Below are 24,917 nucleotides of genomic sequence, written 5' to 3' on the forward strand. Positions count from 1 at the left end.
TATGTAACAAATCATTATCATTCATATTAAATAAAATGTATTTTTGTTCAGTCAGTATGGAAATATTATATTTAATGATATTATGCAGCCTTTCGTTAGCCATTATATTTTTGGTTCTTTTTATCTATGGAATAAAGAAAGGACAATTTGACGATGACGAATCACCTGCCGTGCGAATATTATTCGATTCCAATGACGATAATATAAACGAAGAACAAAAAAATAATAAATAAGAAAATAATAAAGTAACTACATACTATACAAATGGAAACACAAAAATTTTCATATGATAATAAAATTACTAAAGCATTTGCCTATGCAACCATATTCTGGGGTATAGTCGGTTTCATTGTAGGACTTACTGTAGCCTCATTATTATTCATACCTACTCTACCCGAATTCTTTTTTGGTAGTGAAGGGGCCGAATTAGCAAGGTCTCATGGTTTTATGGGGTATGGAAGATTGAGAATGCTACATACAAGTGCCGTAATTTATGCATTCGTTGGTAACGGATTTTTTACAGGATTTTATTATGCAACCCAGCGACTATTGAAATGCCGAACTAATGATTTATTAAGCTGGATTCATTTTTGGGGGTGGCAATTAATTATCGTATCTGTAGCAATAACTTTTTTAATGGGAATAAATACTTCCAAGGAGTATGCAGAACATGAATGGCCTATAGATATTATGGTAGCCATCATTTGGATATTATTCGGGCTAAATATGTTTATAACCATTGCCAAAAGAAGAATAAGCCATATGTATGTGGCCATTTGGTTTTTTATAGCTACCTGGGGAGGTATTACCTTATTATGGGTATTTAATAACCTTGCTATTCCTTTAGATTCAAATATTTTATACGCAAAAAGCTATTCCATATATTCAGGAGTTCAAGATGCAATGGTACAATGGTGGTTCGGTCACAATGCTGTAGCATTTTTCTTAACTACACCTATTTTAGGGTTGATGTATTACTATTTACCAAAAGCAGCTAACAGACCAGTATTTTCATACAAATTGTCAATAATACACTTTTGGTCATTGATATTTGTTTATATGTGGGCTGGTCCACACCACCTATTATATACATCTTTACCTGCTTGGGCTCAAATGTTAGGAACTGCATTTTCCATTATGTTAATTGCTCCATCTTGGGGTGGTATGCTTAATGGATTATTAACCTTACGAGGAGCATGGGACAAAGTACGAGAAGATCCAATACTCAAGATGTTTGTAGTAGCTGTAACCTGTTATGGTATGGCAACTTTCGAAGGACCGTTATTAGCTACCAAAACATTAAATAAAATAGGCCACTTTACAGATTGGGTTATAGGTCACGTTCACTTAGGAGCTCTAGGATGGAACGGGTTTATAATTTTTGGAGCAATTTATTATATCATTCCAAGAATTTATAATACTAAGTTATATTCAGTAAGATTAGCAAATTGGCATTTTTGGTTAGGTACTATGGGAATAATCTTATATGTTATCCCTATGTACATGAGTGGATTTACTCAAGGACTTATGTGGAAACAGTTTAATCCAGATGGAACTCTAGTAACTAAAAACTTCTTAGAAACCGTTACTTCTTTAAGATATTTCTTTATTTTCAGATTTATCGGTGGAGTATTTTACTTATCAGGAGCTATATTATTAGTAATAAACATTATTGCAACAGTTAGAAAAGGAAAATTTGTAGCTAATGAAGAAGCAGAAGCTCCAGCATTAAATATTTCTCCAGCTAAAGGAGTCAATGAAAAAACTTTTTCTTGGTTGGAAAGAACCCCTCTTTTCTTCTCTATATTAGCTATCATTGCATTAGCTGTTGGAGGAGCAGTAGAAATATTGCCTACTATTTTTGTTAAATCTAATATACCTCAAATTACTAGCGTAAAACCTTATACTCCCTTAGAATTGGAAGGTAGAGATTTATATATTCGGGAAGGTTGTAATGCTTGCCATTCTCAAATGATTAGACCATTTAGAGATGAAGTGGTTAGATATGGAGAATATTCAAAGGCAGGAGAATATGTATATGACAGGCCATTCCTTTGGGGATCTAAAAGAACAGGGCCAGATTTACATAGAGAAGGAGGAAAAAACCCGGATTCATGGCATTTTACCCATCTATTCGATCCTAGAGAAACTTCTCCCGGTTCAATTATGCCTCGTTATCCTTGGTTAATATATAATAAACTGGATGTATCTAAAACCAAAGAAAAGCTTGAATTGATGAAAAATTGGTTTAATGTCCCATATGAGCAAAAAGATATAGACAATTATCAGGCAAATATGGAAGCACAAGCTAAAGAAATTGCTACCAGTATATTTACTGACAGACCAGACTATAAAGCCGGATTTGATACATCTGCTAAGGCTGAAGGCGCCAATTTTGTACCTTTAGAAAAAAGAGAAATTGTTGCAATAATAGCTTATTTACAAAGATTAGGTGTTGATATCAAAAAAACACAAACAGCTAATAATTAAAAAAATGCTAAAATTTTATAATAAGATAATCGCAGGAGTAGACAATGCAATAATTTATCAAAGCCTAGCCCTTCTGCTTTTTGTCCTATTCTTTCTTGGCGTAACCTTTATGGTAATGAATAAGCCAAAAGATTATTATACAAATATGAGCAATCTACCATTAGAAGAAAAAGATAAAAAGGAATAAATAATAAAATACAAAATGATCATATGAAACCTAGAACACCCTTTGTCATAAATGCTATACTAGCGGTATTTTTAATTACCGGAGCATTTTACATGTTCTTGCAAAATTTTGATTTCATCACAAATCCTATATTTTTGGCTACCATTGCCATTTCATTTGTGTTATTACTTATTAACAATTCTTTGAATGCACTTATAGATGCCGAAAAATTCAAACTGCTTACAGAAAATGAAAAAAAGGACTATTTAGAACTTGTAAAAACGCCTTATCTAACAAGAGTTTGGAGAGATGCATTTAAACAAAGTAAAGCAGAAGAGAGCGGCGAAATCAAGTTAATAGACCATGGATACGACAATATAAAAGAGTTAGATAATCGACTCCCCAGATGGTACATCGGCTTATTTGCTGTAACCATCACATACGGAGTGGTATATTTCTTCTCTTATTCATTTACAACCTTCGCACATCCGGATGTTGAATATGAAGAAGAATACAAAACTCAGTTAGCAGAAATTACTGAATATGAAAAAATTGCCCCTCAAGCTACCATAGAAACGGCACAATTTAATCCTGATGCTGTAGCCGATGGAAAGGTAATATATGATCAACTTTGTAAAACTTGTCATGGGGACGGCGCAAAAGGACTTTCAGGCCCCAACCAAACTGACGATTATTGGATTAACATTCAGGAAGAATATAATAATGCTAATGAAGATTCCGAGTTTAAAAATATATTCTATACCGTATGGAATGGAAGTAAAAACAATCCAACTATGAGAGCCTTTGGAGCAACTGGAGAAATAAAAGGTAATGATATTGTTAAAGTAGCAAGCTATCTATATCAATTAAATAAAAATTCACCAAAAGATGCTAAAGGTAAGTCTGTAGATAATACAGCTAAAGAGCCTCAAGGTACTTTAGCCCCTTGGTCTAAAGCATATAAAGGAGGCACAGCTCCAGCTACTGCACCGAATCCGAATGAAGCAGCTCCAACAGCTACTACACAAGCCTCATCAGATTCAGGAAAATAAAATAATAATCATATTAAGTCTGCTTAGTTTCTTAAGAAACTATCAGGCTTTTTATTTTTAAGATATAATTTTATCTATTTATTTTAGATTGTAATTTAATGAATAATAATTATATTTATACTAACCTAACTATTAAACACAATAAATAAAATAAAACACCATGTCTCAGGAAACGGATGATAGAAAAACTCCTGACCTTGAACAGCAAAAGGAAGATTTCAGAGAAAGCCTTGCTACTGCAGAAGTTTCAGGAGAAAGAAAATGGGTATACGCGAGAAAACCTCATGGAAAATTTACAAGATATAGAGATATAGTAAGTGCTCTTCTTCTTATTAGTTTATTTGTATTTCCGTTCATTAAAATTAATGGAAATCCTATCTTTCTTTTTGATATATTAAATAGACAATTTTATATTTTCGGTGCATATTTTTCACCATCAGATTTTTATCTTTTTGGGATAGGTCTAGTTACTACAACTGTCTTTATCATTGTTTTTACAGTCATTTACGGAAGAATATTTTGTGGCTGGATCTGTCCGCAGACCATTTTTATGGAACATGTTTTCAGAAAAATAGAATTTTTGATAGATGGAGATAGAAATATGCAAATACGTTTAGATAATCAAGTATGGAACGGTCAAAAAATAAAAAAAAGAATTTTAAAATGGTCCTTATTTCTAATCGCTTCCCTAACTATTTGTGCTATACTTTTTTCTTATGTATTAGGAACAGATGAGATAATAAAAATAGGTAAAGAAGGTATTTCTAAACACATAACTTTATTCATTGTATATATTATATTCACAACTCTATTTTATTTTGTATTTGCCTGGTTTAGGGAGCAAGCCTGCACTTTTGTATGCCCCTATGGTAGACTTCAAGGGGTATTAATAGATAAAGACACTATAAACATTGCTTACGATTTTGTAAGAGGTGAAGGTACTGCCGGAAGATCAAAGTTTAAAAAAAATGAAGATAGAAAAGCCTTAGGTAAAGGAGATTGTATAGATTGTAAACAATGTGTTGAAGTTTGTCCTACAGGTATCGACATAAGAAACGGTATGCAAATGGAATGTGTTAATTGCACTGCTTGTATCGATGCTTGTGATATGGTCATGACTAGAATGAAGATGCCTACAGGATTGATAAAATATGCTTCGGAAAATATGATTGAAAAAAGAACCGATTTCAAATTTACTCCGAGATTAATTGCTTATACTATCGCTCTTTTTGTATTTGTTTCTGTCTGTATTTCATTGCTCTTTTTCAGATCAAACGTTGAAACCAAATTTTTAAAAATTGTTGGTACTCAATTTACTATTGAAAAGCAGTTAATAGTCGATGAATATCAATTTATTTTTATTAATAAAACGACTGAAAAGAAAAAATTGCATGTCAAAATTGTAAAGCCAAATCACGCTATAATCACTTTAGTAGGTTACGGTACAGAATTTACGATACAACCCAAACAAACTCTTAAAGGTACCGCAACAATAAAAATCCCACAATCTGATCTAATTAAAACAAAAGAAGAGATTATTATTGGTATATTTGATGAAAATGGCAAAAAAATAGATGAATATAAGACCAACTTTATAGGCCCTTCTAAAATACGTTTTTAATTATGAAATTTAAATTTACCTGGGGGCATGGAGTAATAATTGCTCTTGCTTGCTTTATTATATTTATATGTACTCTAATATTCACAGTAGAATTTTCAAAAAATACTTTTGATTTGGTTACGGATAATTATTATGAAGAAGAAATAAATTATCAACAAGAAATTGATGCTACTAATAATGCCTCTTTATTAAAAGAAAAACCTAAAATTGAAATAATCCCTGATTCCGGCATCAAAATAACTTTCCCAAAAGAATTTAACTCAATCAATACGATTGGAAAATTTAAGCTTATTAGAGCCAATTCACAAGCTTTGGATATTAATAAAAAAGAGTTTGATTGGGTCCCGTCAAACACCTTATTTATACCAGCCAAAGTTTTGGTTAAGGGAAATTACACTTTAAAATTGTATTGGACAAAAGAAAAAACAAATTATCAAATGGAAATACCAATAAAATGGAATTAGATATAGTATATTTATATACGGCATTAAGTCTAGGATTATTAGGTGGATTTCACTGTATTGGAATGTGTGGTCCCATAGCATTTTCAATTGGTTTAGACGCTACTAATAAATTTAAATTCTATTCTCAAAACATCTTGTATCAACTTGGTAGAATAACTACATATTCATTATTAGGTGGAATTGTGGGAATTGTAGGAAAAAGTTTTAATATAGCCGGATATCAAAAATATATATCTATTTTTGCCGGAATTCTTTTAATTCTAATGGTTTTGTTGCCAGGAAAAACAACAGAAATTGGAGATAATTTTAAACCTATGAATAAATTTATGATAAAAATTAAAATATTCTTAGGTAGATTTCTCAAAAGAAAAGATAATACTTCTAGATATCTTACCGGAGTACTTAACGGATTTCTTCCTTGTGGAGCAGTATATGTTGCCCTAACTTCTTCTATTGCTTCTGGGGGAATTATTCAAGGTATGATGTTTATGTCTATGTTTGGGTTAGGAACATTTCCTTTTATGTTTATAACCACTTTAACAGGCAAATTTATAGGAGCTAAAATAAGATTTAAAATTTTGAAAATCTTTCCTTACTTTATCATACTCATAGGTATTTTATTTATTTTAAGAGGTTTAGGATTAGGCATACATCTAGTGTCTCCTTCTAATCAAGCATTAAAGTTAGAACAAACTGATCAAAAGAGAAGTTGTTGTCATTAATACAGATTCTTTTAAAAATAATCTTTCTTTTTTTAAAAACAAAAAAATAGTAACTTCGCACAATTATGGGAATGATTTCGAATATTGGTGCTTATTCTTTCTTAATGGCCAGGGTTTTCAAAAAGCCTCAAAAAAGAAATATTTTCAGAAAAAGCTTACTTAGAGAAATAAATGATTTAGGTGTTAATTCAGTAGGTTTGGTTGCTTTTACATCATTTTTTGTGGGTGCTGTTGTAGCAATTCAGATGTATAACAATTTTAAAACGTCCTCCTTTCCTATTCCTGATTATTATGTAGGTTATGCAACTAAAGTTGTATTGATATTAGAATTTTGTCCTACTATAATTAGTGTAGTTTTAGCAGGTAAAGTGGGATCTTTTATTGCTTCCAGTATAGGAACTATGCGAGTAACCGAGCAGATTGATGCATTAGAAATTATGGGTGTAAACAGCCCATCGTATTTAATTCTCCCTAAAGTAGTAGCCTCTTTGTTTTTTAATGTTATCTTAATCATGATTAGCCTTATCATGGGAATACTTGGTGGCTATTTTGCAGGAAGTTTTTCCGGAAGTTGGGCGCCTGTAGATTATGTTCAAGGACTGCAAATGGCTTCTCCTGATTTCTTTATTTACTACTGTTTTATTAAAACTATCGTATTTGCATTTATCATAGCAACTGTGCCTTCTTATTATGGATATATAGTAAAGGGAGGTTCTTTGGAAGTTGGACGTAACAGTACTTCAGCGGTTGTATGGACAACAGTTCTTATCATCATCACAAATTTAATGTTAACACAAGTTTTACTAGATTAAACAATGATTTCAGCAATAAATGTTACTAAATCATTTGATGGAGTAGAAGTACTTAAAGGCATTTCTGCTACTTTTAAAAAAGGGAAGACCAATTTGATCATAGGGCAAAGTGGTTCTGGGAAAACCGTCTTCCTTAAATGTCTGTTAGGCTTATTTGAACCTTCTTCTGGACAAATACTATATGAAAATACAGATGCATCGAAATTATCCGTATCATCAAGACAAAAATTAAGAAGTGAAATAGGAACTGTTTTTCAAGGAAGTGCGCTTTTTGACTCAATGACAGTGGAGCAGAATGTAAAGTTTCCTCTTGAAATGTTTGCGAATTTGTCCGAGAAGGATATGAGAGAACGCGTTGATCAAGTATTAGAACGCGTAAATCTGATTAATGCGCGCAAAAAATTTCCTTCAGAAATTTCAGGGGGAATGCAAAAAAGGGTAGCCATTGCTCGAGCTATTGTTAATAATCCAAAATATTTATTTTGTGATGAGCCTAATTCAGGGTTAGATCCTCAAACTTCTCAAATAATAGATACGCTTATTCATGAAATTACTCGTGAGTACGATACTACAACTATTATTAATACACATGACATGAATTCAGTTCTTGAAATAGGAGAAAATATAATATACTTAAAAAACGGAAAAAAAGAATGGGAAGGAGATAAAAATTCCATAGTTACTTCTGATAATCAGGCATTATTAGACTTTGTATTTTCTTCGAAAATATTTAAGATGGCGCGTGAAGCGATGTTATATCATTTAAAAAATAAAAAATAAGGTTAATAATATTAACCTTATTTTGATTTTTTATCTTCTTCTAATTTTTTAATATTTTCCAGATAATCTTTTATTTTTTGGTCGTTATCTCGAGGGCAAACTAATAGAGCTTCTGAAGTATCCACTATAATAAAATCTGTTAAACCGTCAATAATATATATTTTGTTTGAAAGGTCTGTTTTTATTATAGTATTACTGGTATCGTAGGTATATATGTTATTTCCATGAACCGCATTGCCTTCTTCATTTTTATTAAAATTCTCATATAATGCACTCCACGTGCCTAAATCACTCCAACCGAAATTAGAAGGAATAACCCAAACGTTGGTTGATTTTTCTAAAATTCCATAATCTATAGAATTTTTTTCAATTTTGGAATAAATATTTTCAACTGCTTCCGCCTCATTATTTGTATTATAATAGGGAACAATGGAATTAAATATTTCGTACATCTCCGGAAGGTATTTTAGATAAGAATTTAATATACTTTGAGAAGACCAAATGAAAATCCCAGAATTCCACAAAAAATTTTTACTTTTTAAAAATTCTTTTGCTGTTTCGAGATTTGGTTTCTCTTTGAAAGATTTTACTTGGTATAATCCCTCTTTTCCTTCTTTCGCATATTCAATATATCCATATCCTGTATCAGGTCTTGTAGGAGATATTCCTAGTGTAACTAATATATCTTCATTACTCGCATGTTGCAATGCGGTTAAAACATTTTTAATAAATAAGTCCTCATCGATAATTAAGTGATCGGATGGAGCTACAATGATACTTGCATTTGGATTTAACTTATGTATCTTTTCTGCCATGTAGATATTGCAAGCCGCTGTATTCATCATTTTGGGTTCACCAATAATCTGATTTTTGGAAATATCCGGCAATTGACTTAAAGTTAGTCCTACATATTCTTTATTGGTAATGACAAAAATATTTTCTTTTAGGATAACTTTATTTAATCTCTCAAATGTTTGTTGTATTAATGTTTTACCTGTTCCTAAAATATCATGAAATTGCTTTGGAAATTTTGTAGTGCTTATAGGCCAAAATCGGCTCCCTATTCCTCCGGCCATAATTACACAATAATAGTTCTTATTCTTTGTCATAAAACATTTATTTCAGTAACTGGAGCATTCTCAGCTATCAAATATCTTTTACCTGTCTTTTTTTCAATGCAAATATAACGAGTTTTTGATTTTTTTGATTTATAAAAAAATTTATTATTAATCTCAAATAGTGCATTTAAACATAAATCTTTTAATAGTAACGCATTAGGGCTCTGCATTCTTATAAAATATTCCGATAATTTTTTATCAGCATAAAAACTTGCTTTAGGATTACGCTTGTATTCAAATAGTAGTTCCTTCAATTCTTCTTCGTAAACTTGAATACTTTCCGAAATCATTTCAGAAAAAATTTTTTTCCACTCTTTTCCATGAGGCATAATATTTTTAGAATAAATATCAAATGCTCTTAAGTGGGCAATTTCATGAGTTAAAGTTAAAAAACATAAAGACTTCGGCATTCCTGAATTAACAGTAATTATATGAGGCATTCCCTTGATTGGAATTCTGTAATCACCTAGTTTAGTAACTCTTGGTTTTTTTATTACCAAATGAAACCAATAAGGACTCAACCATTTTTGAATAAAGCTTATTGCTTGTATGGGTATATGAGGAATTAATTTTGAATAATCTATTTTTTTATCAGTTTTCACAATATTTATAAATATTTCTGCAATTTTTATTCAAAAGTAAGTCTTTTATATTAAATAAAAGAAATATATCGGCTATTACCTTATGCTAAAATAATTCAATACAAAATATTTTAAGACTTATAACTTTAAAAATATCTATCTTTGTAAATTAGATTAATTTCGAGTAAATGGAAACATGCAGTTCTTGTAGTTCTGGTGAACTACCTAAAGGATGTAAAAATAATGGAGCTTGCGGAACTGGAAATTGTAACAGTAAACTTTCTGTATTCAATTGGTTATCCGATATACATCCTCCTACCCAAAAAAATCAACCCCAATATATTGAAGTCCGATTTAAAGATGATAGAAAAGATTTTTATATAAATGATTCAAACCTTGTCCTTTCCATTGGAGATATTGTTGCTGTAGAAGCAAATTCGGGACATGATGTAGGAGTTATTTCCTTAACAGGTGAATTAGTAAAGATTCAAATGAGGAAAAAAAAGGCAAAAATGGATGAGTTAGGTAAAGTTTATAGAAAAGCTACTCAAAAAGATATTGAAATTTGGCAAAACTTCAAAAATAAAGAACACAATGTCATGTTAGATGCGAGAAAGATTGCCAGAAGTTCGGGGTTGCAAATGAAAATCTGTGATGTAGAGTATCAAGGAGACGGGTCTAAAGTTACTTTATATTATACCGCTGAAGGAAGAGTCGACTTTCGACAGCTAATTAAAGATTATGCAATGGCCTTTCGATCAAAAATAGATATGCGACAAATCGGATATAGACAGGAAAGTGCTAAAGTAGGCGGAATTGGATCTTGTGGTAGAGAATTGTGTTGTTCTACCTGGTTAACAGATTTTAGGTCTGTTAATACAGCTGCAGCAAGATATCAGCAACTCTCCATTAATCCGCAAAAATTAGCAGGTCAATGCGGAAAATTAAAATGCTGTCTTAATTTTGAATTAGATACATATGTAGATGCGTTGGCGGATTTTCCTTCCAGTCAAACTGTATTAGAAACAGAAAAAGGAAAAGCCTATTGCATAAAAGTCGATGTATTTAGAAATCAAATGTGGTTTACTTATACAGAAAACCCCATCTCTTGGCATCCGATAAATATTTACGATGTAAAAAAATTAGTTGAACTCAATAAAAAAGGTATAACTGTAAAACCATTAGATGAATTATTGGAAAAAGAGGACCTTAAAATAGATTTAATTGAAGAAAACAATTTACATAGATTTGAAAAAAAATCTAAATCAACGAATAAAAGAAAATCAAGAAATAAAAATCAGCAAAAAACAGATACCAAAAACACAACGGACAAACAAAAAACAAAATCAAAAACTAACAATACCAATTCTAATCAACAAAAGAAAAGAACCCCAAAAAAACCTAAATAATTTTTTAGTATTATTTTAAAATGAAAAAATTTCTTTTTATATCCTTTTTATCCCTCATTTTTTTTTCTAATTGTAGTTATAAAAATGAATACTCCCGAATGGAAAATATAAATGATTCTTGGAGTAAAAAAGATACGATAAATTTTAACTTTAAAATTAAAAATGCTCCCACTAAAAAAAATATAAATTTTGTAGTAAGGAACAATAAAGACTATTTATTTAGTAATCTTTATTTATTTATAAAATTAAAACAAGGAAAAAAAGTTATTTGCACTGATACACTCAATTATAAATTAGCAGACAAAACGGGAAAATGGCTGGGCTCAGGCATGGGATCCATTAAAGAAATTTATTTCCAATATAAAAAAGATTTCTTATTTTCAAAAAGCGAGGATTACACAATATCCGTGGTCCAAGGTATGAGAAAAGATACTTTAAAAGGAATTGTTGATTTTGGGGTAAATATTGAATAAAATTATGGCATCAACGAATAAAAATAAAACTAGAACTGTTGCTAAAAAAAAACAGCCTAACACCAATAAAAAATTTATTACAAAATTTTTATTCTGGTTTTGGGGATTATTTCTAGCTGGAATTTTAGCATTTACTTTACTTTTTATCTTGACTATTTATGGCTTTTTTGGAGAAATGCCCAATGTTAGAGATTTAGAAAATCCGGATATTTTTATAGCTTCTGAAATTATATCTGAAGATGGTGTTGTTATACAAAAATTTGAAAAGGAAAAAAGAATACCGGTTGAATATCAAGACTTACCTCCTTCTTTAATTTATGCTTTAATGACTAAAGAAGATGAACGTTTTCCTAATCATTCCGGGGTCGATAAAAAAGCTTTATTCAGAGCTGTTTTCTATAGAGGAAAAAGAGGTGGCGGGAGTACTATTACCCAACAGCTCGCCAAACTTCTCTTTACTTTAAAAGAAGATGAAGATGGTAATTTTACCTATAAAGGTGTTTCCCAAAATAAATTTCAACGGGCTTTTCAAAAAATAAAAGAAATTATCATTGCTGTTCAACTTGAAAAATTATATACCAAAGATGAAATTATAACTCTTTACCTAAATAAATTTGACTTTCTCTTTAGTGCGAATGGTATTGCCACAGCTTCAAAAGTTTATTTTAACAAAAATGTAAAGGACTTAGATTTATCTCAAAGTGCAACTTTAGTCGCTATGTTAGAAAATCCCGTAATTAATAACCCTAAGATAAATCCTGAAAATGCTAAAAGAAGGAGAAATGTAGTTCTCGGATTAATGAAAGAACAAGGATATATTACCGAAGCTGAGTTTAACTCAATAAAAGATACTCCTATCGAACTTAATTACAAACCTGTAAAAGAAATAGGTGAAGGATATTCCGCTTATTTTAAGCATGCTCTAAAAAAAGAAGTAACCGCAGTGTTAAATGACTATGAAAATCAGACCGGAAAAAAATATAATCTTTATAAAGACGGCCTAAAAATATATGTAACCCTTGATTCAAGAATGCAAAAATATGCTGAAGAAGCGATTGAAAAACATTTAAAAAATCTTCAAAAAACATTTTTCAATGAACAAAAAGGAAGAACATATGCTCCTTTTTATACCTATCAGGGTGATCCTAAAATAGATTTCTTATATAACAAGCTCATGACAGACGCCATGAAAAGAACAGGAAGATATAAAAACCTGAAAAACAAAGGCTTATCCGATGAGCAAATTTTAACCGAATTTAAAAAACCAACTACATTACAAATATTCACATGGAAAGGTGATAAAGACACCTTAATGTCTCCATGGGATTCTATAAGATATCATAAGCATATTATTCAGGCAGGGCTCATGGCTATAGAGCCTCATTCAGGAAATATAAAAGTTTGGGTAGGCGGTATTAACTGGAAGCATTTCCAGTACGATCATGTTAAACAAGCAAGAAGGCAAGTTGGATCCACATTCAAACCTTTCGTATATGCCACAGCCATAAAAAACCTTAATTATACTCCGTGTACAGAAGTTTCAAATGCTACCTACACTAAAGGTAAATGGACTGTTTTAGGTAACGGAGCTTCCATGTCACTAAAATCAGCGCTTGCCTATTCCAAAAATGCAGTAACTGCTCGATTAATCGATGCTACAGGCTATGATGCCGTAATAAAAATGGCAAGAGATTTAGGGGTTGAAAGCCCTATTCCTAGAAATAATACCATAGCACTTGGTTCTGCAGATTTAACTGTATACGAAATGGTAGGAGCCTATAGTACTTTTGCCAATTTTGGTAATTATACGAAACCGGAAATGATCTGGCGTATTGAAGATAACAATAGTAAAGTAATTAAAGAATATAAGCCTCAGGTAAGAGAAGTTATGAATGAAATATATTCATACACTATGATAGAATTAATGAAAGGAGTAATTGATCAAGGTACCGGTAGAAGAATTCGATCCATGGGTATTGATGCCGAAATAGCAGGCAAAACTGGAACCACTAATAAAAATGCTGATGGGTGGTTCATTGGGATAGCTCCAAAATTAGCTACAGGAATATGGGTTGGATGGGAAGATAGATATGCGCATTTCGCATCTACTTCTATAGGACAGGGTTCAAGTATGGCATTACCTATTTGGGGATACTTTATGCAAAAAATTTATGCGAATCCTAAATTAAGCATCACTCAAAAAGACAAGTTTGTAAGACCGGAAACTATGAAAGATAATTTCAGCTGTGATGATTTAGCATATTATGGGGCTTATGATGGAGATTTTCCAGAAAATGGAGGTTATCATAATAATCACGTGGAAATTAATGAATCAAATAAACAAGGGAGCATAAATCAAAACCTTAGAAAAAAAGATTCTATAAATTTTGATAGATAAATAAAAAATAAAGTATTATTTTTATGCTACTTTCAAATTAATAAATTTAATAAATATAAAAAGGTAATTTTTCTTTAATTAAAAGTATTTTATCTAATTAATAATGCCTATGAATACTTATTAGTAACAAGTTATTCAAATAGAGTGAATAATTACTACTAGCTAATTTCTGTCACATTATAATAACATAAAATTACGTAACTTGCAAATTATTTTAATAATTTAATGATTTCTCTTATAACATCCGCAGTATTACTTGGATTAATTTTAAGCCTTGTATTAATAGGTCCCGTATTTTTTTTATTAATTGAAACGAGTCTTACTAAAGGTATTAAACCTTCTATAGCCCTCGAAGCCGGAGTTATATCTGCAGATATATTATGTATATATGTATCGCATACAGGAAGTAGAGGATTATTAAAATTTATAGATACTCATCCATCTGTATACATGATTGCCGGATTTGTCATATTTATTTATGGACTTTATAATATCCTATCCAAAGGCAATTTACACATAAAGACCAATGCCAATATTGCAACTACCAATTATTTTAAAACCTATCTGAACGGATTTTTACTTAATCTTGTGAACATCGGAGTTATTGTTTTCTGGTTAACAACCGTTGTATTAATATCTGCACAATATCCTAAGATGTCTGATTTTTATCTATATATAATCATTTTATTACTCACAATGGTATCTATAGATTTACTCAAAATATTTCTAGCTTCTAAATTTAAACATCAACTTACTGATAGGTTAGCCTATAAAATTAAAAAAATTGTTGGTATATCTCTTATAATATTCGGTATTATTATCTTTGGTAAAAGTTTTATAAAAACTAAAACAGAAAATCCATTTGAATTAATTGAAAATAATAATTTTCGTAAGAAAAATTAACACTAAAGACTATTTTTTTTATTATTTATTTTTTCATGTAACCTTTTAGTTTTAGCCTTGTCTATACAGAAAATAAATTTATTAAATGATTACAAAGAAAAATACATTATCCCTATTGTGTTTACTATTATATACCTTTATATTTTCACAAAACATCGTCATCACAGGAACGGTCACTACTAATACAAATCAACCGGTTCCTTTTAGTAGCATTACGCTTACAAACTTAGAAGATACCTCTAAAGTATTTGGAGGCTTGGCTGATGAAAAAGGAAAATTTACTATTAAAATAACACCGGGGGAATATGAATTGGTAGTTGATCAAGCGGGATTTGATTCTTTCGTAGATCTAAAATCACTACTTCAATCAACTTCATTAGGAAATATAAAAATAGAACAAAGTTCTAAAGAGTTGGAAGAAATTGTTGTGGAAGGAAAAAAGCCTTTATATAGAGTCGATCTGGATAAAAAAGTTTATGATGTTTCTCAAGACATAACAGCAAAAACAGGAACACTTTCCGACGTAATGCAAAACGTTCCTTCGGTAAATGTTGATGTAGACGGAACAGTCAGTCTTAGAGGAAATGAAAATGTAAAAATCTTGGTAGATGGAAAACCATCAGCTATGCTTGGTATTAATGATACCGCTGAAGCATTAAAATCCATACCTGCAGATATGGTCGAAAAAATCGAGGTAGTAACTAATGCTTCCGCCAGATATGAGTCATCCGGAACGGCAGGAATTATTAATATAGTAACTAAAAAAAACAGGAAAAAAGGATTAACCGGCAGCGTTCAGATATCTGGAGGGACTCCCCAATCATACGGTACTTCTATTAATCTGGGATATGGTAAAAAGAATTGGAATTGGTTTACCAATATAGGTTTAAGATATGGTAAAAATAAAGGAAAAGAGAAAAAAAATTATATCGGATATGATTTAAACGAGGAAATGATTGAAAATTCATTTCAAGATTCTAGAAGATATCGCGAAAGAACCTCTATTAATGCCAGTACAGGATTTAACTTTACCTTTGATAAAAATAATTCATTATCCGCTTCTTTAGGTTATAATTACAACATAAGCAATTATAAAAGTATCACTCATTACAATACATTATTATATCCTTCATTAATACAAAATCTTACGGAAAGAAAAGAACGAGAAAATAGAAATAATTACGGGATAGATGGCAACCTAAATTTTACTCATAATTTTTCAAAAAAGGGTAATGTATTGACAGTCGACGGATATTATTCTTATAATCTTAAAGACTCCGATTCCGATATTTACGATCGTACTCCGGGAAAAAATAAGAATGATAACACGCAAACCAAATTAATGTTAAAATCGGATTATATACTTCCTTTTAAAGAAGGTTCGCAATTAGAAGCTGGTATGAGGGCAGATTATACTAAAATTAATTCGGATTTTTCTTTAAATGAATTTAAAAACAACTCTTGGGTATTAAATCCGGATCAAACGGATAATACAATCTATGAAGAAAATATTTTATCTTCTTATTTACAATACGGAAATAAATGGGGCGCTTTTTCATTTTTAGCAGGATTAAGAGAAGAAACTTCTATTATTAAAGTACAGTCTCATCAAGCAAACTCAACAATACATAAAAATTATACAGACTTATTCCCTACTCTTCATCTTAATTATGATTTAACAGAAAAAAGTCAGTTGCAAATCAGCTATAGCAGAAGAATACATCGTCCGGATAGCAGAATGCTAATACCTTATAAGAACATTTCAGATGACAGAAATACTCGTCAAGGGAATCCAGATTTAGATCCTTCTTATACCAATTCATTTGAATTAGGATATAACCTTCAACACAGCATTTGGGGTATAACTCCTTCTTTATATTATCAAAGAACTCAAGACCCTTTACAGTTTATAACTACTTCTGATCAATATGGAAATTTAAATACAATGCCTACCAACTTAGGACATGAAAATCGGTACGGAGGAGAAGTATCTTACTCCATAAATCCATACAAATGGTGGAAAATTTTTGGAGATGTAAATCTTTTTCAATACAAAAGTTATGGAAGTTATACGTATGAAAAAATAAATACCGTATCCGGAACTACAACATTAATCACAGAAAATTTAGATAAAAAAGGGTTTACTTGGAGAACTCGTATGAACATGACCTTTAAACTTCCAGAAAATTTTAATTTTCAGGTACAAGGAAATTATATGGCTCCTTCTAAAAATGGACAAAATAAAAATAAAGAAATGTACGGAATGGATTTAGGTCTCAGCAAAGATATTCTAAAGGGTAAAGGAACCTTACTTTTTAATATACAAGATGTTTTCGATTCTAAAAAAAGAAAAACTAAAACTTACGGGGATGATTTTTACAGGTATTCCGAAATGCAGTGGAGACCAAGACAGTTTACTTTATCCTTTACTTATAGATTTAATAAAGATAAAAGAGCCGATAAAAAGAATCATTCTCAAAACAATAATTCTGATTCTGAATTTATGGATTTATAATTTTTTAATTATAACCTTACATTAGCATTGTCATAAAATCAAATTAAAAAAGTATTATTTCATTTTTTCCAATTTATGAAATACTTGAATATTATTAGCTCTTGTATGTAATGATCAAAAAATCATAAGGGAAAAAGATGAGAAACTGCTATTATATTTTATAGCCTGTTATTTATGGGAAGATAAAGAATATTTATCTTCCATTTTTAAATTAAAATGAATATAGAAAAAATATTTCAAGTTATTTATTTGACTATATTTCAGCAATCTGATAAATATATTTAATGACGGATGTATTAAAATTAATCTTTAACTTGCGTTAAATTAATTTTATTTAATGAAAAGAATATTTTTTATTTGCTTATTAGTATCAGGATTGATATCGAAATCACAAATAAATCCGTATTATCAACAAAAAGCTGACTATAAAATGAACATCGATGTTGATACCAAAGACTTTAAGTATAAAGGTAATCAACAAATAATCTATTATAATAATTCGCCTGATACACTTTCCGTTTTTTATTTTCATGTATACTGGAATGCTTTCCAGCCCAATTCTATGATGGATCAAAAATTGAAAGAGTTAAATAAATCTGCAGATAGGCGAATGGTCACTTCAGAAGGAATTTCAATTATTTCAATGCTAAAACCTAATGAGATAGGTTATCAAGAAATTAAATCTTTAAAACAAAATGGTATTCCTGTCAGTTTTGTTGTAGAAGAAACTATAGTAAAAGTAAAATTAGCTCAGCCTATTTTACCTCATTCAACGACTCAATTTGAAATGGAATGGTCTTCTCAAATCCCAAAAACCATTAGAAGAGCAGGAAGAAATAATAAAGAAGGGATAGATTTAACTATGACGCAATGGTATCCTAAAGTAGTTGAATACGACTATGAAGGATGGCATACATTTGATTATATAGCGAGAGAATTTCATGGAGTATTTGGTACTTACGATGTAAAAATAAATATAGATAAAAATTATATTGTCGGAGCAGGCGGAGTTCTTCAGAATCCTAAAGAAGTTAAAGGATATGACTTGAGTGCAAAGTCGAAAATAAAAAACAATAAAATTCAATGGCATTTCAAAGCCGAAAATATTCACGATTTTGCTTGGGCTGCAGACCCTGATTACTCAGTAGATACCGTATCTATACCTGAGGGACCTTTAGTTTATTTAGTATATCAAAAATCTGAGAAAACTAAATTTTGGAATGACACTAAACCTGTCATCAAAAAATATTTCCAATTGATGAAAGAGAATTTCGGACCCTACCCCTATCCTACGTACTCTTTTATACAAGGTGGAGACGGAGGTATGGAATATGGAATGTGTAGCATGATTATGGGAAATGCCAAATCTTTAGAAGGACTTGCAAGACTCATGTTTCATGAAGCCTCACATTCCTGGTTTCAACATATACTTGCTACTAATGAAAGCATGAGGGCTTGGATGGATGAAGGTTTCACTTCTTATGCTGAAGATTTGATGATGGCTAAAATATTTCCTGAAAGTGTTAAAGATTTTCCTAATCCGTATTTTAAAAGTTTAGAATTATACACTGATTTTACCAAGTCCAAACAAGAAGAAGTGATGGGCATATTTTCCGATCATTTCACATCCAATAATGGTTATAGTATTTCAGCTTATATCAAAGGAGAATTATTTTTAGTTCAGTTGGAATATATCGTTGGACAGCAAACCCTTTCCAAAATCATGAAAAATTATTTTGAAACGTGGAAATTCAAACATCCTACTGACAGAGATTTTATACATATTGCTCAGAAAATATCCGGTATGGATTTAAAATGGTATTGGAATTATATGACTTATACTACCCGAACCATCGATTATGCTATTAAAAATGTCTCAAAAGATGAAAAAAAAACTAAAATAGAGCTTGAAAACCTTGGAAATTTTCCTATGCCTATCGATGTTTATGTAACATATTCAAATGGAACCAAACAAATATATAACATTCCTTTACATATGATGCATAACTATAAAAATCAAGAGAATACCATAGATCAAATAAATCTTCCTTATTGGAAATGGACCCAAAAAGAATATGAATTTAGCCTTCCTGTATCTCCTGAAATAATTAAATCTATTGAAATAGATGCAACATATCGTATGGGAGACGTAAACAGAGACAACAACATTTATACAAAATAAAATAAGTATGCTTTTAGTAGTGAACATCGGTAATAGTAATATACGCTTTGGTATATTTAAAGAAGAGGAATGTATTAATTCCTGGGTAATGAACACAAAGCCTTATAAAAGTGAAGATGAGCTATTTTCTCAATTTAAAATGACTTATCAAAATTATGGAATTAATCCTAATGATATAACTAAAATTGCAGTAGGTTCTGTCGTTCCTCATTTAACCTATCCAGTAAGAAAATCATTAACTCGATTGCATAATATTAAAACGGTACAAGTAACCAGAAATACTCCTACTGAATTAACTTCGAGTACTTCGCAAATGGGGACTGATTTATATGCCAATGCCTACTATGCCCATAAAAAATATAAAGGAACTAAAATTATAGTTGATTTTGGTACGGCATTAACTTTAACCTGTGTTGACAAAAATGCAGATATTAAAGGTGTTATTATAGCCGCAGGTGTCATTACTTCTTTAAATTCATTAATTGGAGCAACTGCACAGCTTTCAGATATTGAAATGCGTACTCCTAAGCATGTTCTTGGAAAAACTACGGAAGAGTGTATGCAAAGTGGAATGGTTTTCGGTTTTCTTAGTATGGTAGAAGGACTTATTGATCGAATCAATAAAGAATTAGGAGAAGATACTTTTGTTATAGCAACCGGTGGGCTTGGCCATCTTTTTGCTCCATTAACAACAAAAATTCATATTTACGATCGTTTTCATACGATAAAGGGTTTAAGAGAATTATATTTAAAACAGACATTAGAAAACGAAAATAAGGGATAATTTTTTATTATTCTCCTATTTTTAAATATTTAAAAAACATTAATGTATAATTTACCCCATAAGTAAGCCTATATTATTTTTTAATTTTAACATATTTTATACATAGAATTTACCTACCGTATTTTGGTAATATTAAAATCGAAATTAGGTGAAGATTATTATTAATTTATCCTTACAATATCATTAATTTTTACTCCTATGTTATTAGGTAAAACTGACGAACCTGTATCTACGCCAAAATAAATTTTATACCCTGCATTTATTGAATTAATATCGGACAAAGTAGGAAAAGCAACTTGAAATTTAACATTACTTCCAACATTTGTTCCTGCCGGAACAATGATGGCATCCGAATAAATGGTTTCATTGGTAGAATTAGAAATAATGGAAACGTTAAAAAAACCGGTAGTGGTTGGTTTCGTATTTAAAATTGCATATTCAAAATTAATTCGGAAAAAATTAGCTTGATCTGACATTTTATTTTCTAAAAGTAAAGTTCCTGAATCTCCATTTTTAGGAGAAAGTATATCTGATGGAGAGCTTGATTGAGAGGTCCAGATACCACTTACATACTTGGGATCAATACTTACAGAAGAATTTTGTAATAATAAGCCATACGATTGATATCCCGAGAGAGGAACATAAGCCGATTGATTAACAGCTATTTTTACTCCTGCAAGATTTCTTCCTTCGGTTGGTGAAATGCTATTCGTATTATTGGTTGCATATAAGCGTTGCCACTCTTGGCCGTTATACATATAAACACCTGCTTCTCTATTGTAAATCTTATTGTTAATTGTTTCTGAAAATCCATCAGGTTCATAGATGATTAAACCAGTTGCCGGGTTTTCAATAGTGGTTGTATCGGTAATCGAGGTAATATGAACCCGAGGAGGCAAAAAGCCTTTATTATTTGCTTTTATTTCTAAAAGTGAGGAACTATCCGGGTTTTCTGTCCCGATACCTACTTGTCCGAAGAAGAATATTGCATAAAATACGCAGAGGAAAATAGATAAATTTTTCTTCATACCCTTAAATTTAAACTGTTAAATGGATAATATTTTAGAACCTGAATATTTCTAAGACAGATAAATTAATGATAGAAGCTAGATATTTAATCACAAATAGCATGCCTTATATAGCTATAAATTAATTATTTACAACGTTTTAGCAAATAATCTTATTTTTATACATTTATGTATGCATATACCTAAAAATATATGTTCCTTTCAGGAAAAAATAACTGAAAAATGACTGAATTTTTGATAATTAATATTTTAAGCTTATTATTCTCTAAACTCAACTATAGCTCTAATAAAAGCTTCAGCGTTTTCTAGAGGCACATTGGGTAATATACCATGGCCTAAATTTGCAATATAACGTTGAACTCCAAAATCACGAATCATTTGTTGAGCTTCAGAATATATATTTTTTGGAGTTGACAATAATTTAGCCGGATCAAAATTCCCTTGCAAAGTAATAGCTTCGCCTGAAAATTCCCTTGCTTTTTGTGGAGTTATCGTCCAATCTACTCCCAGTGCCGAAGCTTTTGATTGAGACATGGTTGGTAAGGCATACCAACATCCTTTACCAAAAACTATCACCGGAACTTTAGTTGCTAAAACCTCTACTATTTGGTCTATATATCTCCATGAAAACTCTTCATAATCTTTCGGAGAAAGTAACCCTCCCCAACTATCAAAAATTTGTATAGCGTCTACCCCACTTTCTACTTTTCTAAGTAAATATTGAATGGTATAATCAGTAATTTTTTGTAATAATAAATGGGCCCATTCTGGATTTTTAAAGCAAAATGATTTAGCTTTATCAAAAGTTTTGGACCCTTTTCCTTCTACAGCATAGCATAAAATCGTCCAAGGACTACCGGAAAATCCTATCAAAGGAATTTCATTATGTAAAAGCTCTTTTGTAATTGAAATAGCTTCCAAAACATATCCTAAACTTTCCTCTATCGGAGGATTTTGTAGTCTTTCAACATCTTGCTTAGAGGCTATCGGATTTTGCAAATAAGGCCCTACGGATTCCTTCATCTCAAAATTCAGTCCCATTGCTTGTGGAACAACTAAAATATCTGAAAATAAAATAGCAGAATCTATAGGAAATCTTTTTACAGGCATCATAGTAATTTCCGCAGCCAATTCCGGCGTTTTACAACGGGTAAAAAAATCATACTTATCACGCAGTGCTCTAAATTCAGGCAAAAATCTTCCTGCTTGACGCATCATCCATACCGGAGGGCGTTTAACATTCTTACCTTTTAAAGCATCTAGAAATAAAGTATTTTTAATCATTTAGGGTCTTTTTTATTAGTTCAAGTAAAGATTCTTTAGTGGTTTCTTCAGGGTAATATATATCATAATTTCCCAACGTACTGACTGTCGCAGCTGTTGTTTTACCGCTTGTAAAGATAATGGTTTCCTGTGGAATCTTATTCATAGAACTAAAAGATCTAACGGCTGAAGGACTTGTAAAAACTATTGCATCATACGTTTTATCAATCTTATGTGGAGTAAGAATTGTTTTATAACTCTCAATTCCAACCACTTCCACTCCATGTTCTCTTAACGTATCCGGTAAAATAGTGAGTGATAGATTTCCTTTAAAAAAAACATATTTTTTTATATCAGTCTCAAGCATTCTTTCTAACAAATCTTCTGCATAATTAGTTATAAATGCGATATCCCTGTTTTGTCCGTACAACTCTTTGGCTGTGCTTTTTCCCACTACAAAGAACTCTCCTTCTAATTCAATATCTTTAATGGCTTTTGCAGAATTTTTACTAGTTACAATATATGATTGCACATCCGGAGGTATATATTTAATGATATCGTAATAAGGATATATTTCTGTATATATAAAAGGAATATAATCAATTTCATATTCCTGCTCATAATCGTCAGGAATTGAGAAAGAAGAAGTAAATAATATTCTTTTCATATCATTTTGATTTATACAAATATACTGTTTATTGCATGCACATAAAAAATCAATATTTAAAAAATTTATTGATTTTAAATTTTATTGTTTAATTTTTATATTTTTTATTCTTTTCATTAATTTTTTTAAGATAATATTCTCATAATTGTTAATTTATTAACAGCATTAAATTTATTTTTCCAACTGTTGGTAAAATTTAAAATTCCTACGTAAGAAAATTCTTAAAAAATATTACTACTATGAATAATAACTTTTTTATACAGTCATAAAAATTCCTACTTTTTTCAAGTTTATTCTTGAAAAAAAATACTTACTGGGATAATTAATTTTGTAGTTAAAATTTACATTTATTAACTAATTTAGGCGATTTTATAGCTGAAAACTTCTTGTTTTTGCATATGATTTTTTGAAAAGATTTAAGATCTATAATAGTTTTTGATATTCATAAAATTGTAGCTTACATTCTTTTCCAATGGACAGCTCTTCTTCACTTATAAACCAAAATCTATTAAATTTTGAAACGCATTCTACTAGATAATGAGATCCTTGAAAATAACTTCTTATTACTTTTACAGGTATACCTGTTTGAGAAATTACGAATTGATGCGGATAAACAATAATTTTATTTTCGTCTATTTCTTCAAAAAAATCCGGAAAATCTTCCCGCTTTATAATGGTACTTTCGCCAAATAAATTTGCTACATACATAATTTCAGGATTTTTGTATAAATCATTGGGATTACCGTATCGTACAACTTTTCCTTCTTTTAAGATCATCATTTCATCTGCATAAGCAAGAGCATCTTCTATCTCATGTGTAGCTAATATGATAGATATATTATTTTCTTTAGCAAAATCAAAAACGGCTCTCTTTAATACATTTTTCTTAAAAGTATCGACTTGAGAAAATGGTTCATCCAACAGAAGTACTGAAGGAGTTTGTGCTAGAGCTTTTGCTAAAGCTACTCTTTGTTTTTGACCTCCACTTAGTGAAATGGGTTTCTCATCAATATAGCTTGCCATGCCTACAATATCTAAAAGAAACATAATTCTATTTTGTTTCTCTTTTATATCTATATTAGAAAGGAATTTACCAACATTTTCTCCTACAGTAGCATAGGGCATCAGCCCAAACTCCTGTTCCAAATATTTAAATTCAGGTTCTCCAGGAACTAAATTCCCTTTAAATCCAGCTAATTTTCGTCCATTATAAAAAATTTCGCCGCTCTCCCACTCCAATAATCCGTAAATTAATTTTAAAACTGTACTTTTTCCACTTCCACTTTCCCCAACCAAGGCCAACATGTTTCCTTGCTGTAAGATAAAAGATAGAGATTCTATGATTTTTTTATCTTCGGTATATGAAAAAAAGAGATTTTTAACTTCTAGCATATAAATCAATTTGTTAAATTCTTATGTATCCTTAATTGATCGCAAAGCGTATAATTTTGTAAATAATCAAGCATATTTTCACAAATTTAAAATTTTA

The 24,917-nt window shown here is 30.5% G+C and carries 21 protein-coding genes; 15 read left to right on the plus strand and 6 right to left on the minus strand.

Going from position 1 to position 24,917, the window contains the following annotated elements; genetic code table 11:
• Positions 1–56: 56 nt before the first annotated feature.
• From ccoS to Q0T35_RS01980, 8 genes are all read left to right on the plus strand, one after another.
• Entirely contained in the window at positions 57–233 is a 177-nt protein-coding gene (ccoS, locus tag Q0T35_RS01945) for a cbb3-type cytochrome oxidase assembly protein CcoS (RefSeq protein WP_293916514.1), read from the plus strand.
• Between the two features lie 31 nt (positions 234–264).
• On the plus strand, positions 265–2,490 hold the full coding sequence (gene ccoN / locus Q0T35_RS01950; RefSeq protein WP_293916516.1) for a cytochrome-c oxidase, cbb3-type subunit I: 2,226 nt from the start codon (positions 265–267) through the stop codon (positions 2,488–2,490).
• Between the two features lie 210 nt (positions 2,491–2,700).
• Positions 2,701–3,708: a cbb3-type cytochrome c oxidase N-terminal domain-containing protein gene (locus tag Q0T35_RS01955; RefSeq protein ID WP_293916518.1), complete on the plus strand. Its 1,008-nt coding sequence runs from the start codon at positions 2,701–2,703 to the stop codon at positions 3,706–3,708.
• Between the two features lie 160 nt (positions 3,709–3,868).
• Entirely contained in the window at positions 3,869–5,329 is a 1,461-nt protein-coding gene (ccoG, locus tag Q0T35_RS01960; RefSeq protein ID WP_293916520.1) for a cytochrome c oxidase accessory protein CcoG, read from the plus strand.
• Between the two features lie 2 nt (positions 5,330–5,331).
• On the plus strand, positions 5,332–5,793 hold the full coding sequence (locus Q0T35_RS01965; RefSeq protein ID WP_293916522.1) for a FixH family protein: 462 nt from the start codon (positions 5,332–5,334) through the stop codon (positions 5,791–5,793).
• Positions 5,784–6,515 carry a sulfite exporter TauE/SafE family protein gene (locus Q0T35_RS01970; protein WP_293916524.1) on the plus strand — a complete coding sequence of 244 codons (732 nt, stop codon included), beginning with the start codon at positions 5,784–5,786 and terminating at the stop codon, positions 6,513–6,515. Before Q0T35_RS01965 ends, Q0T35_RS01970 begins: the two co-directional genes overlap by 10 nt.
• Positions 6,516–6,586: 71 nt before the next feature.
• A complete protein-coding gene (locus tag Q0T35_RS01975) occupies positions 6,587–7,327 on the plus strand; it encodes an ABC transporter permease (RefSeq protein ID WP_293916526.1) in 741 nt (246 codons plus the stop codon).
• Positions 7,328–7,330: 3 nt separating this feature from the next.
• The gene (locus Q0T35_RS01980; RefSeq protein WP_293916528.1) at positions 7,331–8,107 is read left to right on the plus strand and encodes an ATP-binding cassette domain-containing protein; all 777 of its coding nucleotides are present in this window, start codon (positions 7,331–7,333) and stop codon (positions 8,105–8,107) included.
• A 17-nt stretch (positions 8,108–8,124) separates the two neighbouring features.
• Here Q0T35_RS01980 and Q0T35_RS01985 read toward each other — a convergent pair whose 3' ends face one another.
• Both Q0T35_RS01985 and Q0T35_RS01990 read right to left on the minus strand, forming a co-directional pair.
• The gene (locus tag Q0T35_RS01985) at positions 8,125–9,216 is read right to left on the minus strand and encodes a mannose-1-phosphate guanylyltransferase (RefSeq protein ID WP_295809618.1); all 1,092 of its coding nucleotides are present in this window, start codon (positions 9,214–9,216) and stop codon (positions 8,125–8,127) included.
• A complete protein-coding gene (locus tag Q0T35_RS01990; RefSeq protein WP_295809615.1) occupies positions 9,213–9,827 on the minus strand; it encodes a SprT-like domain-containing protein in 615 nt (204 codons plus the stop codon). The genes Q0T35_RS01985 and Q0T35_RS01990 overlap by 4 nt, the downstream gene beginning before the upstream one ends.
• Positions 9,828–9,994: 167 nt before the next feature.
• On the opposite strand from Q0T35_RS01990, the gene ricT reads away from it, so the two are divergent.
• The 7 genes from ricT (at position 9,995) to Q0T35_RS02025 (ending at position 20,470) form a co-directional block, all read left to right on the plus strand.
• Positions 9,995–11,215: a regulatory iron-sulfur-containing complex subunit RicT gene (ricT, locus tag Q0T35_RS01995; RefSeq protein WP_295809613.1), complete on the plus strand. Its 1,221-nt coding sequence runs from the start codon at positions 9,995–9,997 to the stop codon at positions 11,213–11,215.
• 20 nt (positions 11,216–11,235) lie between these two features.
• Positions 11,236–11,688, plus strand: a complete 453-nt coding sequence (locus tag Q0T35_RS02000) for a gliding motility lipoprotein GldH (RefSeq protein ID WP_295840723.1) — start codon at positions 11,236–11,238, stop codon at positions 11,686–11,688.
• A gap of 4 nt (positions 11,689–11,692) precedes the next feature.
• The gene (locus Q0T35_RS02005; RefSeq protein ID WP_295809609.1) at positions 11,693–14,086 is read left to right on the plus strand and encodes a transglycosylase domain-containing protein; all 2,394 of its coding nucleotides are present in this window, start codon (positions 11,693–11,695) and stop codon (positions 14,084–14,086) included.
• Positions 14,087–14,311: 225 nt separating this feature from the next.
• Positions 14,312–14,989 carry a LysE family transporter gene (locus tag Q0T35_RS02010; RefSeq protein WP_293916540.1) on the plus strand — a complete coding sequence of 226 codons (678 nt, stop codon included), beginning with the start codon at positions 14,312–14,314 and terminating at the stop codon, positions 14,987–14,989.
• Between the two features lie 85 nt (positions 14,990–15,074).
• Complete coding sequence (locus Q0T35_RS02015; RefSeq protein ID WP_295840726.1) at positions 15,075–17,504, plus strand: TonB-dependent receptor; 2,430 nt, start codon at positions 15,075–15,077, stop codon at positions 17,502–17,504.
• Positions 17,505–17,841: 337 nt separating this feature from the next.
• Positions 17,842–19,686: a M1 family metallopeptidase gene (locus tag Q0T35_RS02020; protein ID WP_295840729.1), complete on the plus strand. Its 1,845-nt coding sequence runs from the start codon at positions 17,842–17,844 to the stop codon at positions 19,684–19,686.
• 7 nt (positions 19,687–19,693) lie between these two features.
• Positions 19,694–20,470, plus strand: a complete 777-nt coding sequence (locus Q0T35_RS02025) for a type III pantothenate kinase (protein WP_293916546.1) — start codon at positions 19,694–19,696, stop codon at positions 20,468–20,470.
• A 161-nt stretch (positions 20,471–20,631) separates the two neighbouring features.
• Here Q0T35_RS02025 and Q0T35_RS02030 read toward each other — a convergent pair whose 3' ends face one another.
• The 4 genes from Q0T35_RS02030 to Q0T35_RS02045 all read right to left on the minus strand — a co-directional run bounded on the left by Q0T35_RS02030 (position 20,632) and on the right by Q0T35_RS02045 (position 24,820).
• On the minus strand, positions 20,632–21,498 hold the full coding sequence (locus tag Q0T35_RS02030; protein WP_295840731.1) for a hypothetical protein: 867 nt from the start codon (positions 21,496–21,498) through the stop codon (positions 20,632–20,634).
• Between the two features lie 258 nt (positions 21,499–21,756).
• Positions 21,757–22,782 (minus strand): uroporphyrinogen decarboxylase, encoded by a 1,026-nt coding sequence (gene hemE / locus Q0T35_RS02035; protein ID WP_295840733.1) that lies wholly within the window; start codon positions 22,780–22,782, stop codon positions 21,757–21,759.
• A complete protein-coding gene (locus tag Q0T35_RS02040) occupies positions 22,775–23,428 on the minus strand; it encodes a uroporphyrinogen-III synthase (RefSeq protein ID WP_293916552.1) in 654 nt (217 codons plus the stop codon). Before Q0T35_RS02040 ends, hemE begins: the two co-directional genes overlap by 8 nt.
• A gap of 423 nt (positions 23,429–23,851) precedes the next feature.
• A complete protein-coding gene (locus tag Q0T35_RS02045) occupies positions 23,852–24,820 on the minus strand; it encodes an ABC transporter ATP-binding protein (RefSeq protein WP_295840735.1) in 969 nt (322 codons plus the stop codon).
• Positions 24,821–24,917: the final 97 nt, after the last annotated feature.

The sequence above is a fragment of the uncultured Apibacter sp. genome (assembly GCF_946479295.1).
In the GTDB taxonomy this organism is placed as follows: Bacteria; Bacteroidota; Bacteroidia; order Flavobacteriales; family Weeksellaceae; genus Apibacter.